Here is a 17491-nt window from a genome sequence, read left to right as displayed (position 1 = left end):
CAGGGACTTCGCTGTTTGCGCCAAGAGAGTGCTACCAGTCCAGCAACCGCGGTGCGATGAGCAGGACTGTCGGGCAGATCAGCAACATGATGGTGCTCAGGAGCACTAGTGCGCGCTGCGGGCGGCCCAGCGGATCCTGCGGGGAGAGCAAGCGTTGCAGCCGGCGGGAGGAGACTTCACCATCTGGCATGCCAACTAGGCCGGCACTGGACGAATGATTCTTTGACGACGAATCATCCATTGCTGCGGCGGTGGCGACAGTGACAATGGCTTTGAGCAACGTGTGCCTATTGACCTTTTCCAGTGCTTTGTCGTCGGCGAGCATTTCTATCAGTTGGCGCACTGCATCGAAGGCAAGGCGTGAAGTCGGTAGCCAAGGCAACGCTTCGTGCCACGCCGTGAATGCCAGGATCAGCAGATCATGCCGTTGATCCAAATGGGAGCGTTCATGGGCAATAACCGCCTGCTGCTCTTCGGCAGAGAGCTGGGTGAGCAATCCGCGCGATAGCACGGTCACCGATTGCGAAATCCCCGGCACGCAATATGCAACTGGCATGTCGTGATCAATCACTAGGGTATTTGGCCGCGTCTGGGACGGGTTGCTCAAGAGGCGCAGCAGATGCCGGTGCTTGGCTCGTTGGCGAGAGATGCGCCAAGCCGCTCGTATGAGGGTTAATACCAGGTGAAATCCGAAGAGCAGTGCTGCGCTCAAGGCGAACAGGTGCACTTCGCCGGGGTCGGGCACACTGGGATCTCCCATTATCAGGAGCCAGCCGCCATGAAGCGCGGAGATGAGGTCATCGCCCAATGGGGCCAAGCCCCAGACAAGCATCGAGCCGATCATGGAAAGTCCACCGCCTAATGCGATGGCTTGCCAAAGGAGTACCGCTTGCACTGGTGAGCGGGCGGTCCATTTAGCCTTGGATAAAGCCAACGGCGTCGGCCACGCCAATGCGATAGCCAACGCCGCTAGGAAATATGAGGTGAGAAGCACTCAGTCCCCGAAGTTCTTCTAAATTATGCGGACTTTACTGAGTCCAAGATAGCACGCAGGGATGCTGCCTCGTCGGGGGAGATGCCTCCGATGAATCGTGCCAGGACTGCTTCACGGTCCTGGGCGGTGCCCAGGGCGTCGTTGAGCAGTCCAACGGTGTGATCCTCACGGGAGGATGAAGCTGCGTACCGGTGAGGGCGGGTAGTGCGCTCGCGCTCTACCAAACCCTTCTTTTCGAGACGGGCTAGCACAGTCAGCACCGTAGTGACTGCGAGTTCTTTCGCGTCGGTGCCAAGCGCCGCCAAGTCATCACGAAGGTCATTCGCGGTGAGTGGTTCTGCAGAATCCCACAGAAGATCCATGACGGAGCGTTCCAGATCGCCAAGGCTGGCCACTAGGTCGTACCTCACTTGCATTAGTTTTGACGCGGTTGCTTGACTCATGGAGTGCAGGCACACTGCTTGGGTTCTTAATTGTAGCCATCTTTCCACAATATTTCTACGGCATGTAAAAGAGAGGGGTGAGTACATGCTTTACCCGTTTCGCCATGAGTTGCGAGAATGTGGCGGGTGAAACTTGTTGACTTGGGTTTTTTAAGAACCGTAGACACAACCCTGTCAATAGGCTTAATATTTGCGCCCACGTGCGCGCTGGCGAAGTTTCCAGTTTCGGAAATTGCTCATCGGCTCGATTTCTACACGCTGTCGAAATCGTCTATGGTGGCCTTGGAGAACTTTTCTACGGAGCGTAGAAAAGTGATTGAACTTCGATCCCACGATAGTTGAGGAATCCATGGATGCTCTAGAGATTGCCCGCTGGCAATTCGGCATTACGACGGTCTACCACTTCCTGATGGTGCCCCTGACCATTGGACTAGGCCTGACCGTGGCCACGCTGCAAACCATGTGGCATCGCACCGGCAACGAGCACTGGCTGCGAATGACAAAATTCTGGGGCAAGCTTTTCCTGATTAACTTCATCATGGGCATCGCCACGGGCATTGTCCAAGAGTTCCAGTTCGGCATGGCTTGGAGCGAATACAGCCGCTATGTAGGGGACGTATTCGGAGCGCCGTTGGCCATGGAAGCACTGCTGGCCTTTTTCGTAGAATCTACATTCCTGGGGCTCTGGATCTTCGGCTGGAAGAAGCTTCCCAAACGCGTGCACCTGGCAACCATCTGGTGCGCATCCCTGGCAACGATCTTTTCCGCGTACTTCATCCTTGTTGCGAACTCATGGATGCAGCACCCGGTTGGAACGAAAATAGTTGACGGCCGAGCCGTGATGACCGACGCATGGGCGGTGTTCACCAACAACACCGCGCTAGTGACGTTCCCGCACACTATTTTCGGCGCCTTCGCCGTTGCCGGCGGCTTCCTGCTGGGTATCTCATGGTTCCATCTCTACCGCCGACGCAAAGAAGGCATCGACACGGTGGATGCCAACGGATATGTTGTCGTGGGCGAAGATCCCAGCCGCGGTAAAAGCCGTGACAAGGTGGACTACCAAGTCTGGTTCAAGTCCCTGCGCATCGGCGCAGCGGTAGCAATGGTCGCGTTCCTCGGTGTGGCACTGAGCGGGCACGAACAAGCAAAGCTCATGTTCGAGCAGCAGCCGATGAAAATGGCTGCTGCGGAGGCAGCTTGCCATGATGGAACAGGCTTCTCGGTGCTGTCCTTGGGAGATATCACAGCCAAGGGTTCAACCAACTGCGACAACGTCGTAGCGGTCTTCGAAATCCCGGGCATTCTCTCGTATCTGGCCAATGGGGATTTCACCACCGAAATCAAGGGCGTGAACACGCTGATTCCGGAATACCAGGAAAAATACGGCAAGTACTATCCGAATGATGAATCCTTCGGCAAGTACGCAGGCCAGGAAATCAACTACCTGCCAGTGATGGAAGTGACCTACTGGGGCTTCCGCTTGATGATCACCCTCGGCGGGCTCTCGGCATTGGCTGCAGGCATTGCGCTATGGATCACCCGCAAGGGCACCGTCCCAGAAACCAAATGGCTCTCGCGCCTTGCCCTGCTAGGCATTGCCGCACCCTTCGGCGCAAACGCCACTGGCTGGATTTTCACCGAAATGGGCCGGCAGCCATTCACTGTAGTCCCCAACCCGCAGATGGGTGGCGTGGACCAGGTGTTCATGTACACCGCAGCATCGGTCTCTCCGACAGTGAGCGCAGGAGAACTGCTCTTCTCGCTGATCGCGCTCACGACAATCTACGGTGTGCTGCTGGTCGTGGAGCTGGTGCTGCTCAGTCGCTACATTCGTGGCGGCGTGGCATCGGCAATGCCAGAGCTTGAACCGTCAGATCATTCACCAGCGGACGGCCCATCGGGCCCGGGCAACGATGACGACGACGTACTGGCCTTCGCCTACTAGTGGCACGGACTAAGGAGAACATCAATGGATTGGCTTCCAACACTTTGGTTCATCGTGATCGCGCTGCTCTGGTGCGGCTATCTCTTCCTCGAAGGCTTTGACCTCGGGGTGGGCATGCTCATCGGTCTCGGCCGTTCCACCGAGAAGCGCAAGCGGCTCTTGCTCAATACCATCGGCCCGGTCTGGGATGGCAATGAGGTATGGCTGCTGACCGCCGGCGGTGCGACCTTCGCAGCGTTTCCGCACTGGTACGCCTCGCTGTTCTCGGCCCTCTACATTCCGCTGACCTTTGTCCTGCTGGCGTTGATTTTCCGTGCCGTTGCCATTGAGTACCGAGGCAAGGCGATTACCGCAGCAACCCGGAAAGCCTGGGACCTGGCCTTGGGGATCGGATCGCTGGTGGCCGCCTTCGGCGTCGGTGCCATGCTGGCATTGACCACCTTGGGTCTGCCTTTGAACGAGAACGGCGACCGAATCGGCGGGGCCTTCGCGTGGCTGAACTGGCATGCCGTCCTCGGCGGCGCAGCAGTGGTGGCGTTCTGCTGGATCCATGCGTTGGCATTCCTGCGGTTGAAAACCGACGGAAAGGTCCGCCATGAAGCAGGAAAGCTCGTAGGCCGCTGGATGCCGCTAGCAATCCTGCCCTTAGTCGCGTGGGTCCTGCTGGTGTTGCTGGACAACGATTCCACCATCGCCTGGGCGGTGTTGGGCCTGGCAGGGGTCTGCCTGGCTATTTCGATAGCCAGCGGCCGCGCTGGGCGCGAGGGACTCTCCTTCATCGCTCTGGGCGCTACCTTGCTCGCCGGGGTCGCAGCGATCTTCACCGCCGCTTACCCGGTAGTGCTGCCATCGACCATCGACCCGGCCTTCGACCTGACCGTGGCTAATGCGTCCAGCACTGCCTACACCCTGAAGCTCATGAGCGTCGTGGCCGCCTTCGGCGTGCCAATGGTCTTGGCGTACCAGGCCTGGAGCTACTGGGTCTTCCGCAAGCGCTTGCGCGAAGAGCACATTCCAGAAACTCATCGAGTCGTCTCCATCATCAAGTAACCGCATTTCCGAGGGAAAGAAGTAGTAATGCCAGCCCCGCGATTCCTGCCGCGTGAACTGATCACGCCACGACAATTCCTGGTTTTGGCGCTGTTCTCCGCGCTCAAAGTCGTCGGGCTGGTATTCGTCGCCTACGCGCTGGGCCAATGGATCGCCACCATGGCCGCTGGAGGCGCCAATGGATCGCACCTGCTGATCCTGGCCCTGGCCGGCGCCGCGCTTCGAGCGCTCAGCGCATGGGGATTGAACGCCGGCGCCCGCCGCATGGGCCTGGGCGCGAAGGAACGGCTACGGCTGAACCTGGTGCGCAGGCAAGCCGCGCAACCAGCCATCGTCCCCGCGGCGGAACAGCATTCCATACCGGTCACCGCCACCTTGGCCAGCCATGGCCTTGAGAAGCTCGATGACTACTTCACCAAATTCATTCCTGCGCTCATCGGCGCCCTGGCCGTCCCGCTGCTGCTTGGCCTCTACATTCTGCAGCTGGACTGGACCAGCGCGGTGGTGCTGCTCCTGACGATCCCGCTGGTGCCGGTGTTCATGGCATTGATCGGCATGCACACCCAGGACACCCTCAGCGAATCCCAAGCCACCTTGGATCGGCTTGCCCACCAGCTCTACGAACTCGCCCAGGGTTTGCCCGCACTGCTGGGCTTGGGCCGGGCACGGGCGCACGGCAGCGCCATCGCCGCCGTCAGCAGCAAATACCGGGCGGCCACCATGGCCAACCTGAAAACCGTATTCATGTCCAGCTTCTGGCTGGAACTGATCGCAACCCTTTCGGTGGCGGTACTCGCGGTGATGATCGGCGTGAGACTGGTCAGCGGGAATATGGATCTCGCCGCCGGGCTGATAATCCTCATTCTGGCACCCGAGCTGTTCTCGGCACTGCGCGAAGTGGGCTCTGCCTACCATGCGGCCGATGACGGGCTGGCTGCCTACCTGAAGTACACAGCCATCACCGCTGCCACCCCGGTCCATCAGCTTCGTGCCAGCACGGCCAGGAACGCAGATAGCGTCCTGGACGTCGCGGACCTGCGGATCAGCTACGATGGCATGCATCCAATCCACCAAGCCGTGAATATTCAGTTGCGCGCGGGGGAGCGCCTGGTATTGTCCACTGCCAGCGGTTCGGGCAAGAGCACGCTGCTCAAGCTGATCGCCGAGGCGCACAGCAGCGACAACACCTTCGATCCGGTCTTGGCCACCGGGCGGGTCTTCATAGCCGGCCAGCTTGCAGTGATTAGCCAGCATCCGCAATTCAACGCAGCAACCGGCAACGGGCAACTGGACCAGGACGCCCCCGCGGCATCGGCTGAACTGCGCCGAGAGCTCAGCTCCCGGCTATCGATGGAGTCCATGCTCGAGCGCCCGATCGGTGAATATTCACCCGGCGAGCTGCGCCGCCTGGAAGTGCTGCGCGCGTTGCTGCGGGTTCACAGCGACGACCACTGCACCGTGCTGCTGGCCGATGAGCCTACCGCGCACCTCGATGAGCGCAACGCCCAGCAAGTACGCGAACTGCTGAGTGAACTTCCAGCCCGCTGCGCGATGCTGGTCGCCAGCCACGACCCCGCCTTCGGGCAGGACGAACGTGCGGGCAGCATAGCGCATGGTGCTGGCCCTGCCCACCGTGAAGAATCCGCAGGCAACCGGTCGCGAGCCACCGCGGCAACGCAGCCTGGCGCCACTGGCCAACGGCCGGTGAAGTCCAAGTTCACCCCGATGCGCGACTTGCTTGCCGGGTACAAAGCTGCCCCCAAGGGCGTGCTCTGGGGGACAGTCAGCGTGCTATGCGCCGTGGCGCTCGCGGCCCTGAGCGGTTGGCTGATCGTTGAAGCCAGCTACCAGCCTCCCATCTTGCACCTGACCGTAGCCTTCGCGATGGTCCGAGGCCTGGGAATCGGACGAGCTGCCTTCCGCTACCTGGAACAGCTCGCGATTCACGACGCGGTGCTGGCCTATGCCTCGGATTTGCGCGAGAAGATGTGGAACGCGATGGTGGCCAACCCCGCACAGTGGGGCTTGCTGACCCGTTCCTCGGTCATCCTGCGATTCTTGCTGGCCGAGGTCGATGAACTGCGCGACCTATTGGCCCGGGTGCTGTTCCCGCCGCTGCAGGCAATCGTAGTGTGGGTTGCAGCAGCAACGGCCTTGTACTTCATCCAGCCCGAATTCGGATATCTGGCCCTCGGTGCGCTGCTGGTGCTGGTCTTCCCGGTGCGTTGGCTTGTGGAGCGCATTGAAGGCGAACACCTCGTGCATCAGCTCAGCCACCGGATGCAGATGAACCAGAGCGTGCTGGGCATCTTGCGGCACAAGTCCGCACTGCGCAGCAATCAGGCCATGGAACGGACCATTGGCCGGTTCCAGGACGCCGAAGCACGCAATACGCAGCGCGCTCGCCGGCATGCCCTGGGCCAAGGCAGCGCCACGGCCCTGGCCACGTTGACCAGCGTATTGCTTGCCATTGCCATCACCGCGCTATCGCACAGCAGCGCATCGTTTACGGCACTGGCCGTGCTCCTGGGCCTGGCCTTGGGGGAGAGCGCTGGCAATGCCCTGCTGGCGGTGCAGCAGGGGCGGGCGCTGAAGGTACTGTCATCGAAGCTGGAAGAACGCGGCATGCAAAGCCACGGCGCGCGAGCAGCGCAGCACAACCCGCCGGTGAAGCAAAGCAGGATCGCCGGCTTCGATGCGCAAGCGCTGAGCCTCGGGTACGAGCAGGGAACGCCAGTTCTGCAGAATCTGAACGCCCGCATCCCGGCAGGGCAATGGACGGCCATTACCGGTCCATCGGGTTCTGGCAAATCGACGTTGCTCACCGCGTTGCTGGGCGCGTTGCCAGCGCAGTCGGGCACGTTGAAGGGCATCGATGCCCGCGGGAACCTGCTGGATCTAGAGCAGGCAGACCTGTCATCGGTTGCCTGGTGCCCGCAAGAGGCGCACCTCTTCGACTCCTCGATTCGCCGGAACCTGATGCTGGGCGTCACTGAAGGCCAGCTGCGCAGCGATGCGCAGCTGGAAGAAGTGCTGGAGCAAGTCGGGCTGTCGGACTGGTTGGCAACACAGCCAGAAGGCCTCGAGGCACGCATCGGTTCCGGCGGGCACCAGCTCTCCGGCGGTCAGCGGTGCAAGCTCGCCGTGGCCCGTGCCATGGTGGGCGGCCACCAGATCATCTTGCTTGATGAACCGACTGCCCATCTGGGGGTGGATGAAGCCCAGGAGCTGCTTTCCACCTTGCATCTCGCCCTTGCCGGACGAACCGTCGTCTTGATCACCCATGACCAGATGCTTGCCGGGCAGTGCACCCACCGCATTGAACTGGGAAGCCAGAAGCCCAGGGTCAGCGCATAGGACTGCGGCGTCGCTTCCACCCACGGATAGGAGGTGGAAACGACGCCGCGTTCAGTTCTGGCGCTGCTGGATTAGAGGATTACTCCGCCGTCGTCGAAAGGCAGCGCGTCTTCGCCCGGCGTGATGGCCGGGGCCGCTTTTGCCTTGGTTGGCTCGGGAATCAACGCTTCTTGCCGCGCGGTTGCCTGGAGGTCCTGGGCAGCAGGTGCTGCAGGAGCATCGTGCCCGCCGGCAATGGTTCCGCCAATGATGTTCACTGACTGGGCCAAAGGCGCGCCCGAACCATCGCGCTTGCCATATTCGGTAGGCAAAGCACGGACTACGCCTGCCGTGGAGCTGGCACGCGCAGGACCCTGGCCGGCATAGCCTAGCTGCAGGTAGTCCTCACCCTTGACGAAACGGTGAGCGCGCACGCCCGCGGTGGCGCGGCCCTTCGCCGGGAACTCGGAGAAGTCGGTGAGCTTCACCGACTGGCCCGAGGTGCCAGGAAGGGTCTGCGAACCGGCAGCGATCGTGGCCACCACCGCGTCGCCAGCACCGGCAGGAACCACACCGAAGAAGATCACCTGGTCATCGGCTGCGAGCTTGATACCGGCCATGCCTTGTCCGGTGCGGCCCTGGGCACGCACCGCCGAAGCGCTGAAACGCAGCAGCTGAGCCTGCCTGGTCAGGAACACCAGCTCATCGGCATCCTCGGCCGGCGCCGCGGCAATCACGACGTCGGTGTCCTTGAGCGTGATCGCCTCGAACTCGTCACGGTTCAGCGGGTAGTCCGGGGTGACCCGCTTGACCACACCGTTCTTGGTGCCCACGGCAATCACCTGGTTCAGCGGAACCAGTGCCACCGCGCTTTCGCCCTTGCCCAGCTTGAGGAATTCGGAGATCGGCACGCCGTGGGCCAGCTGCGGGAAGCCATGGGATTCGGGAAGCACCGGAACATCGATCAGCGAGATGCGAATAATCCGTCCGGTACTCGTCAGCGCTCCGATCTCACCACGGGCGCTGGAGGCAACCTGCGAGGTGAGCACGTCGTGCTTGATGCGCGCCGAGGAGTAGTCCACGACGTCCCGATCAGGAGTCCGGGCGAGCTGCCCCGTGGCCGAGAGCAATACCCAGCACGGGCTGTCGGAGACTTCCATGGCCAACTTGGCCTTCTTGCCTGTCCCGACTTCTTCAGGCAACGCGGTGCCTTTCAGCGGGGCCAGCTGAGCAGACTTCAGTAGCTTGGTCCGGCGCGGGGTGCCGAAAGTGTCGGCCATTTCCCCGAGCTCATCGGAAACCAGGGTGCGCAGCAGCTCATCGGACTCCAAAATGGCGCGCAGTTCCTCAATTTCATTGCGCAGCTGCTCGGCTTCGGTCTCCAGTTCCAGCGTGGAGTACTTCGTCAACTGGCGCAACCGCAGTTCCAGGATGTGGCTGGCCTGCGGCTCGCTCAGGTCGAAGACCGTCATCAGGCGTTCGCGTGCTTCTGCGGTCTGCTCGGAGGATCGGATAATGGCAATGACATCGTCAATATCAACGATGGCAATCAGCAGGCCCTCCACCAGATGCAATCGGTCTTCACGCTTGGCCAGGCGATGCGCGGTGCGACGGCGTACAACATCCAGCCGGTGGTCCACATACACGGTGAGCAGCTCGCCCAGCCCCATGGTGCGTGGCTGGCCGTCGACCAGGGCAACGTTATTGATGCCGAAGGAGTCTTCCATCGGGGTGTACTTGTACAGGCTGGCCAGGACAGCGTTCGGGTTGAAACCGTTCTTCAGCTCGATAACCAGCTTCAGGCCGTGATGCCGGTCGGTCAGGTCGACAACATCGGAGATGCCGGAGATCTTCTTGCTGTTGACGCCATCCTTGATCTTCTCGATGACCTTTTCAGGGCCCACGCCATAAGGCAGTTCGGTGACTACCAGGCCCGACTTGCGTGCGGAGATCTTCTCCAGGGCCACGGTAGCTCGGGTGCGGAACAAGCCACGACCGGTGCGGTAGGCATCCTTGATGCCGTCCAAACCGGTAATGCTGCCGCCCGAGGGCAAATCCGGGCCCGGAATGAACTTCATGAGTTCTTCGACGGTGGCGTCGGGTTCCTTGAGCAGGTGTTGCGCAGCAGCGACAACTTCGCCCAGATTGTGGGGAGCCATGTTGGTGGCCATGCCCACGGCAATGCCGGTGGTGCCATTGACCAGCAGATTGGGGAATGCTGCCGGCAGCACTTCGGGCTGCATGAACTGGTTGTCGTAGTTCGGGACGAAGTTCACGACGTCTTCATCCAGGTTAGCGGTCATGGCAACAGCGGAGGCTGCCAGACGGGCCTCGGTGTAACGCGGGGCTGCCGGGCCGTCATCGAGCGATCCGAAGTTTCCGTGGCCATCGATCAACGGCAGCCGAAGGGAGAAGTCCTGGGCCAGGCGGACCATGGCGTCGTAGATCGCGGTGTCGCCATGGGGGTGCAGCTTGCCCATCACTTCGCCGACCACGCGGGCGGACTTGACATGGCCCTTCTCCGGGCGCAAGCCCATTTGCGCCATCTGGAAGAGGATGCGGCGCTGAACTGGCTTCAGCCCATCACGGGCATCGGGAAGCGCGCGGGAGTAGATCACCGAGTAGGCATACTCCAAGAAGGATGATTCCATTTCATTGGTGACGTCTATATCGACGATATTTTCAACGAAATCCGCTGGAATCTCTTCAGACTTCTTACGAGCCATTACTCTGTTCGTCCTTCATCTACTGTCTTAGGGCCGGAACTGCCGAATCTTCGTGTTGCATCTGGGCGCAACGCCGAACTGCCGACTATCCTAAGCCTATGGTGGATCGTAAACTTTCGGCGGCATATCCGGCGCATTGGGAAGCAGATGTTGTGCTTCGCGATGGGACAACTGCACACCTGCGGCCAATTACTCCGCAGGATGCCCAAGCGCTCCAGGAGATGCACAAGCAGCAGTCTGAGACGTCAGTCTACTTACGCTATTTTACGTATAAGTCGTCACTGACCCCTAAAGAGCTCGAACGGTTCACCAATGTCGACCATGTGAATCGCGTCGCCTTCACAGTGGTTCGTGGCGCAAGGATCATCGGCGTCGGCCGCTACGACCGCTTGGATGACCCGCGGGAGGCGGAAGTCGCCTTCAACGTCTCGGACGAATACCAGGGCACCGGTATCGGCTCGATCCTCTTGGAGCATCTGGCCGCGGCGGCCCGTGAAAACGACATCGAGAAGTTCTCGGCCGAGGTACTTCCAGAGAACCGGAAGATGCTCACCGTCTTCTCCGATGCCGGGTACGCGGTCGCACGGCATTTTGAAGACGGCGTGGTCATGCTCGAATTTTCCATCAGTCCCACCGAGAAGTCCCGCGAAGTGACCGAGGCGCGAGAACATCGCGCCGAGGCGAGCAGTGTTGCTGCTCTTCTGGCGCCTAGGTCCGTTGCCGTCATCGGAGCCAGCCGCACCTGGGGCAAGCTGGGGCACGACGTGCTGGAACAAATTGTGGAATCCGGGTACACCGGTGCCGTGTATGCGGTGAACGATGCGGCCTTGGAAGTGGGCGGCATGGTGGCCTATGGGAAGGTCACCGAAATCCCGGGACCGGTGGATGTCGCCTTCCTGTGCATTCCGCGCGAAGGGGTCATGGAAGCCATCGGGGACTGCGCCACCCACGGGGTCAAATCCCTGGTCATCATGACCACCGGCTACGAAACTCCGGAAGGGTTGAGTGCCCAGCGTGAACTTGTGTCGCTGGCTCGTGCCAACGGCATGCGGGTGGTCGGGCCGGGTTCCGCCGGGCTGATGAATACTGACCCGCAGGTGAAGCTGTATGCCACCGGAAGCCACCACGTTCCGCCATCCGGAAACGTCGGATTCTTCACCCAGTCGGCCGCCATGGGCACAATCATCCAGGGTGTGGCCTTGCAGCAAGGTGTTGGCCCCAGCAGCGCCATTTCCGCAGGCCTGCGCGCTGACGTATCCGGCAACGACGCGATGCAGTTCTTTGAAGACGACCCGCGTACCCATGTCGTCGCGTTGTACCTGGAATCCTTTGGCAACCCACGCAAGTTCGCACGCATCGCCCGGCGTCTGGCCCGCAGCAAGCCTGTGATCGTGGCTAAATCTGATGTGATGGGCCGCCGGCTTCCACCGGGCCACTCGGTGCGCGTAGGCCAAGCGCCACCAGGTGCAATGAACGCAATTCTTCGCCAGTCTGGCGTGATTCGCGTGCGTTCATCAGAAGAGCTGCTGGATGTCACGGCCCTGCTTTCGGTCTTCCCTGCGCCGAAGGGCCCGAACGTTGCGATCCTGTCCAACTCCTCGACCATCGCAGAGGTGGTGTGCGACGTCGCCGAGGACAGGAACCTGAACACCGTCGTGCAGAGCGAAGAGCTGGACTACAGCATTGGCCAGTCCAAGGCCATTCCGGTGCTGCGCGCCCGGATCAAGGAACTGGTGGAAGACCCGCAGGTCCACACCATCTTGCTGGCGCACCTGCCCTACTCGGAGCTGGATACCAGCGCAGTTCTGAAGGTCGCCAAGGAGTTCATTGGCCAGCCAAAACCAGTGGTGGCATTGGTTCCGGGCCTGGCGGATACGAAAATTACTGGCGGCCTGAAGCAGGGGATTCCGGTATACACCTCGCCAACCACCGTCATCGGCGCCCTGGCCAAGGCCTATGGATACCAGCAGTGGGTTGACGTTCCCTACGAGCCGATGAAGGATCCAGCTGGAATCGACGTGGACGGTGCCGCGGAGTACCTTGATGAATTGGTGCAGACCATCTCGGGGACCAACCTGCTGGAATTGGACGACGCGCAGGTGCAGAAGCTGCTGGACTTCTACGGGATCAAGTTCCTGTCCCATCGGGTGGTGCACACCGCAGAAGAAGCTGTTGCGGCGGCCGAAGAATTCGGCTGGCCGGTGGCACTGAAAGCCAACGACCCTGATCTGCGCCAACGCCTGGACTTGGGCGGCGTGCGCTTGAGCATCCCGGACAAGCAGAGCCTGGAAGCGAACTTCACGCATATGAAGTCGCTGATGGCGGTTTACGGCGTGGACTCCCTGGAAGTGCAGAGCATGGCTCCTGCTGGCCAGGCTTGCGTGGTCAAGGCCGTGGAAGACCCGTTGCTTGGTCCAGTCATTTCCTTCGGGCTCAGCGGCGATCCGGTAAACCTGCTCGATGATTGGGCCCACGGCGTGGCGCCGTTCTCCACCCATGACCTGGAACAGCTCATCCGCCGTCCGCGCAGCAGCGTGCGGCTCTTCGGCTACCAGGGATTGCCGGCGGTGGATCTTGATGCCCTGAAGGACTTCATCACCCGCGTTTCGCTGTTCAAGGACAACCATCCTGAAGTGACCGTTGCCAAATTCGCGCCGATCACCGTTGCCACCGATTCGTTGAGCGTGCTGGCGGTGAACATCCAGATCAGCAACGCTGAGCAACGCACCGATAGCGTCCGCCGGGCATTGCGTAACTGAGTGCAATCGCCGAAACGTGAATTGCCTGTGGCGACTGAGTAGAATTGGGGCATGAGTTCTCCAACGTATTCGACCACTCCTGGCGCTGAGCTTCAGCATGATCTGGTCCGTGCGGGTTTTTATCCGCAGATGGTCCAGGATGTACTGGCTGAAGCCATGATGGGCCAACCAGTGCTTGACCACTATGTACATCTGGAAACTCACTTCGACCATACCGAAGTGCACCGCCATATCACCGTTATGGTGATGAGTGAAAAGGTGCTTTTCATCGTGCACGTCGATGACCAGCAGCTTGACGACCACGGCAAGGACGTCATGGCGCAGGTCTCCGTCGAAATGATTTCCCTGGCCCGCATCGCCTCGGTTGCCACCAGTTACGTCTACCACCAGCCGCAGCATTACTCGGCCGCTGATCCAGTCAAGGAATTGACCTTTGGACTGTCCTGGAACGGAACCAAGCGGATTGATCTGGCCCCTGCCGCCTGCGCCGATCCGCAGTGCGATGCCGACCATGGGCTGAATGGCACCTCGCAGCCTGAGGACTTGGTCATCCGCGTCAGCGCCGAGGCCGACGGCCAGCAGGCCGTGAACAAGGCCCGGGAATTCGCTGTCCGCCTGCGCCTGGCCACGATCGCCTGAGCATGATCGAGGAACAGAAACGCAGCAACCTGACTGTCCCGGCACAGAAAATCCCGGACGCGCCGAAATACGGCCAAGCTACGCTGTCGGAGATCCTTCCGTCGGCAGCCGCTGCAATGGGCGTTCCGGGCTACGAGAACGCTTTGGGCTTTGCCCCGACAAAACGTGTGGCACTGATTATGGTTGACGGACTGGGCTGGAACCAGCTCAAAAGCCATCTCGGGCATGCACCCTTTCTGCGCGGCTTGTTCGAAAAGGGGCAGAAGCTGGGAACGGGATTCCCCTCGACCACCGCGACTTCCCTGAGCAGCCTGGCCACGGGCCTGGCTCCCGGTGAACATGGAATGGTTGGCTATGACGTCATCGATCCGGCCAAGCGCCGTGTAGTTAACCAGCTCGGAGGATGGCCAGGGGACTTGGACCCCGAAGCGTGGCAGACTCGCCCGACCGTTTTCCAGAAAGTCGCCGAGCACGGCATCCACGTGGCCACCGTGTCTATTCCGATGTTCGCCAAGTCGGCCCTGACTCGCGCGTCGTTGCGCGGCCCCAAATTCGTGCCGGCGAACCAGCCTGCGGCCCGTGCGCGTGCTACCCGAACCATCTTCGAGTCGAACCGCAATTCGCTGGTCTACACGTACTTCAATGAATTGGACAAGGCCGGACACAAATTCGGCGTGGACTCCAGCCAATGGCGGGACACGCTCGAAGAACTGGATTACGTCATTAAAAACCTGGTGTCCAAGCTGCCAGAAGAAACCACGGTGCTGATTACCGGTGACCATGGAATGGTGGACATCCCCGCATCCCAACGCATCGACTACAGCCAGCAGCCGGAGCTTATCGAAGGCGTGGAGCTGACCAGCGGCGAACCTCGTGGAGTCCAATTAACCTTCGACACGCAGACCGACGCGGCTAGCCGGTTACGCGTACGCGAGGCCTGGCAGCAGGCCTACGGCACTAAAGCCTGGGTGATGACGCGCGAGGAAGCCATTGAACTGGGCTACTTCGGCGCCATTACCGAAGAGCATGCAGCGCGGCTGGGTGATCTGATGATCCTGGCAGCGGAAGCTATCGCTTTCTATGACGGCCGGCGCGTTACGCCGATGGCGTTTGACATGGTAGGGCAGCACGGATCGCTCACCGCGGGGGAGCGTTTCATCCCGCTGCTGGTGCACCGCACCACCTAGTGCTCAACGGAACAAGCGCATACGGGTGCGGGAGCAGCATTGAATCAATGCTGCTCCCGCACCCGTATGCGCTCTAGCTCGGCGGCGCGTCAGGAATCGGTGTCCTTCTTGCGTTTGCCGAACATGATGTCATCCCAGCTGGGAACCGAAGACCGCTTGGCCTTGCGCGGAGCGGACTCCTCGGCAGTCTGCTCGGACGACTTGTCCTCAGTGCTGTTCGCACCGTCGGCATCCTGATCGGTGACGACCACCAGCTGCGAAGTGCGTGCCGAAATTCCTTGCGGAAGGTGCGGCAGCGAGTCCTCGTCGTCGGCGTCGTACTTGCTCATGCTGCGTTCGATGATCTCGTTGTAGCGTGACTCGCGCTCCGGATCCTGGTCCTTCGTGCGCTGCCCACGACGAGCGTTCAGCAACGTGACCAGTTCTTCGGTCTCATCCGGTTCCGGGGTGCTGGCTGCAGGAGCCGGCTCAGGCTCTGGCTGGTTCAGCGCAGAGACCGGGCGAAAGTATTCAGGGGCCACCTGTTCGCTCAAGGTTTGTGCCCAGCGGTTCAGGTTTTTCAACGACTTGCGTGCCGGGGTGAATGCCCACCGCGCACTGTTCGAGGAAGCTTCAGTGGAATCCGAGCCCAGGGACTCGACATTCTCGGTCAGCAGCGGGGAATCGAACTGCACGGTGACGATCCATTGGCCTTCTGGATCTTTCCAGGCGTTCCATCGAGCCGAGTCGGCGTCGATGTGCAGCTGGTGCAGGCGGTGGACCACCATGGAACCAAGATCCGCAGGCTCTTCGCCGAATACTTCGCGGTATTCGGCATCGGTTTGTGGTCCTGAGACCTCGACACGACGTGCTAGCTCGGCGATGTGCTCGCGCTCAGCCAGGACCGGACCTTCGTACTTGACGATGTCCTCGACTGGGATATCCCACTCTAGAGACAGATCGTAGGCGGAAGCACCAGCGCGCACTCGCGCTTGAATTTCGCGCGGCGAATGGACCGAGGACTCCTCACGGTTCCTTGGAGCCCGCGAACGGGCAATTTCGGCCATTGCACTGCGCAGTGCATCGTCAACAGGTAGCTCGAAGCTCATCCCGTCGTCACTGCTGACCTGCAGGCTGGAACCATTTTCATGAATTCCTACCAGTCTCAGCTGACGCATTCCTACCCTCCACACGCTCTATTTCCTGTGTAAAACTCTGCCACCTCGAGGCCTGAATTCCTACCACCGCGCAGGGTGTGGCGCAAGATTAGTCATCAACCTCACGCAGTAACTCCTTGAACCTTCCGCCCATGGCATAGCGTGGCAAGAACGGGAATGGATGACCCGGAATAACGCTATACTTCTATGCCGGTATAAGTTTTCACCTTGTGAAGCAGCCGGCTAGGACGAAGACCTGCAGGAAAGAGCGAAAAACGATTATGGCAAATGAATCTGCTGCACCCGTGGCAATGTCAGAAGCGGAACGAGCCAAGGAAATCGCTCAGCTCAAGGCAGGCAAGACCGCAGCCATGGCCAACCTGGTCGATGAAGCCGAAATACCCTTGGCTGAGGAATATGTTTTGCCCGGCGGCGAAGCATCGCAGGAAGAAGCGAGCATCGAGATCCTGCCGGAGCAGGCAGACGAGTTCACCTGCGCATCTTGCTTCATGGTGCGTCACCGCACGCAGCTGGCCCGTGAAGAAAACGGGCAGAAATTCTGCAGCGAGTGCGAAGGCTAGGAAGCTTACGCAACAGTTCTGACAGCGATGGCGTCCTGGACCGGAAGGTCCAGGACGCCATCGCTTTATTCCATGGAGCCGTGAATGCTATTCGCCTGAAGCGTCTTCTGCCTGCTCCTGCTTGGCTGCTTCGGCTTTGCCTTCCTCTGTGAATTCGTACATCACGCCCGAGAGTGCGGCAGCCAGCTCTTCGGGACTGCGGGTGGAAGTCAGCCAGTACGGCGTGGTGTCTCGCTCGTCGGTCACTTCCATGCGCACGGCACCGTCGATCCAGCCACGCAACAGCATGTAGGCCAAGCCGTGAAGCTTCTGTCCACGCTGCTTGAACGCCTCGTCGCCACGGTAGCCGACGACGTTGCCGATGTACTTGCGTTCAATGCTGGCACGGCCAACGGTGACCAGATCATCGGTGACTTCGATGGCTGGCACGCGCAGCAGGAACACCGCGACCAGTGAAATCAAAACTACGCCACCGGCAACCCATCCAAGGGTGCTGTTAATCGGTGCTACTGCGATACCTGCGGTGATGGAAATGATGATCGGCCAAATCCAGGTGCTGGCCGATGGCCAGAGCTTTTCGCTGTACAGGACGTTCGAACCCTCGGGGCTGGAATTACTCATGGTTCCAAGTTTAGGCAATATTTCCTGGTTCCATGACCTCGGGGCTGGCGGCAGGGGATTGCCCTGCGCGC

12 protein-coding genes are annotated in these 17491 nt (G+C 60.6%); 7 read left to right on the top strand and 5 right to left on the bottom strand.

What is annotated here, in order from left to right:
• Window positions 1-31 precede the first annotated feature (31 nt).
• Both ACWICV_RS04575 and ACWICV_RS04570 read right to left on the bottom strand, forming a co-directional pair.
• Entirely contained in the window at window positions 32-994 is a 963-nt protein-coding gene (locus ACWICV_RS04575) for a M56 family metallopeptidase (RefSeq protein WP_454090675.1), read from the bottom strand.
• 23 nt (window positions 995-1017) lie between these two features.
• Complete coding sequence (locus ACWICV_RS04570; RefSeq protein ID WP_066144398.1) at window positions 1018-1389, bottom strand: BlaI/MecI/CopY family transcriptional regulator; 372 nt, start codon at window positions 1387-1389, stop codon at window positions 1018-1020.
• A gap of 397 nt (window positions 1390-1786) precedes the next feature.
• Between ACWICV_RS04570 and ACWICV_RS04565 the strand changes: the two genes are divergently transcribed.
• The 3 genes from ACWICV_RS04565 to cydC are packed head-to-tail and all read left to right on the top strand — an operon-like array spanning window position 1787 to window position 7792.
• Window positions 1787-3385, top strand: coding sequence for a cytochrome ubiquinol oxidase subunit I (locus tag ACWICV_RS04565; protein ID WP_454090676.1), 1599 nt, complete (start codon window positions 1787-1789; stop codon window positions 3383-3385).
• 24 nt (window positions 3386-3409) lie between these two features.
• Window positions 3410-4435 carry a cytochrome d ubiquinol oxidase subunit II gene (gene cydB, locus ACWICV_RS04560; protein WP_400288245.1) on the top strand — a complete coding sequence of 342 codons (1026 nt, stop codon included), beginning with the start codon at window positions 3410-3412 and terminating at the stop codon, window positions 4433-4435.
• A 27-nt stretch (window positions 4436-4462) separates the two neighbouring features.
• Window positions 4463-7792 (top strand): thiol reductant ABC exporter subunit CydC, encoded by a 3330-nt coding sequence (gene cydC / locus ACWICV_RS04555; RefSeq protein WP_454090677.1) that lies wholly within the window; start codon window positions 4463-4465, stop codon window positions 7790-7792.
• Between the two features lie 71 nt (window positions 7793-7863).
• On the opposite strand, the gene ACWICV_RS04550 is transcribed toward cydC, so the two are convergent.
• Window positions 7864-10497, bottom strand: coding sequence for a DNA gyrase/topoisomerase IV subunit A (locus ACWICV_RS04550; protein ID WP_454090678.1), 2634 nt, complete (start codon window positions 10495-10497; stop codon window positions 7864-7866).
• 98 nt (window positions 10498-10595) lie between these two features.
• On the opposite strand from ACWICV_RS04550, the gene ACWICV_RS04545 reads away from it, so the two are divergent.
• The 3 genes from ACWICV_RS04545 to ACWICV_RS04535 are packed head-to-tail and all read left to right on the top strand — an operon-like array spanning window position 10596 to window position 15082.
• The gene (locus ACWICV_RS04545; protein ID WP_400288240.1) at window positions 10596-13256 is read left to right on the top strand and encodes a bifunctional acetate--CoA ligase family protein/GNAT family N-acetyltransferase; all 2661 of its coding nucleotides are present in this window, start codon (window positions 10596-10598) and stop codon (window positions 13254-13256) included.
• A gap of 51 nt (window positions 13257-13307) precedes the next feature.
• Complete coding sequence (locus ACWICV_RS04540; RefSeq protein WP_105656760.1) at window positions 13308-13895, top strand: DUF5998 family protein; 588 nt, start codon at window positions 13308-13310, stop codon at window positions 13893-13895.
• 2 nt (window positions 13896-13897) lie between these two features.
• Window positions 13898-15082 carry an alkaline phosphatase family protein gene (locus tag ACWICV_RS04535; RefSeq protein ID WP_454090679.1) on the top strand — a complete coding sequence of 395 codons (1185 nt, stop codon included), beginning with the start codon at window positions 13898-13900 and terminating at the stop codon, window positions 15080-15082.
• Window positions 15083-15171: 89 nt separating this feature from the next.
• Here the strand turns inward: ACWICV_RS04535 and sepH are convergent, their stop codons facing one another.
• A complete protein-coding gene (gene sepH / locus ACWICV_RS04530) occupies window positions 15172-16239 on the bottom strand; it encodes a septation protein SepH (RefSeq protein ID WP_454090680.1) in 1068 nt (355 codons plus the stop codon).
• A gap of 260 nt (window positions 16240-16499) precedes the next feature.
• Here sepH and ACWICV_RS04525 point away from each other — a divergent pair, with 260 nt between their 5' ends.
• Entirely contained in the window at window positions 16500-16799 is a 300-nt protein-coding gene (locus ACWICV_RS04525; RefSeq protein WP_454090681.1) for a DUF4193 family protein, read from the top strand.
• Between the two features lie 87 nt (window positions 16800-16886).
• Here ACWICV_RS04525 and ACWICV_RS04520 read toward each other — a convergent pair whose 3' ends face one another.
• The gene (locus tag ACWICV_RS04520; protein WP_454090682.1) at window positions 16887-17420 is read right to left on the bottom strand and encodes a DUF3093 domain-containing protein; all 534 of its coding nucleotides are present in this window, start codon (window positions 17418-17420) and stop codon (window positions 16887-16889) included.
• Between the last annotated feature and the right edge of the window lie 71 nt (window positions 17421-17491).

This window comes from Glutamicibacter sp. NPDC055354 (assembly GCF_053644955.1).
The sequence above is the reverse complement of the archived record's forward strand: the minus strand, read 5'-3'. Positions and strand labels throughout refer to the sequence as shown.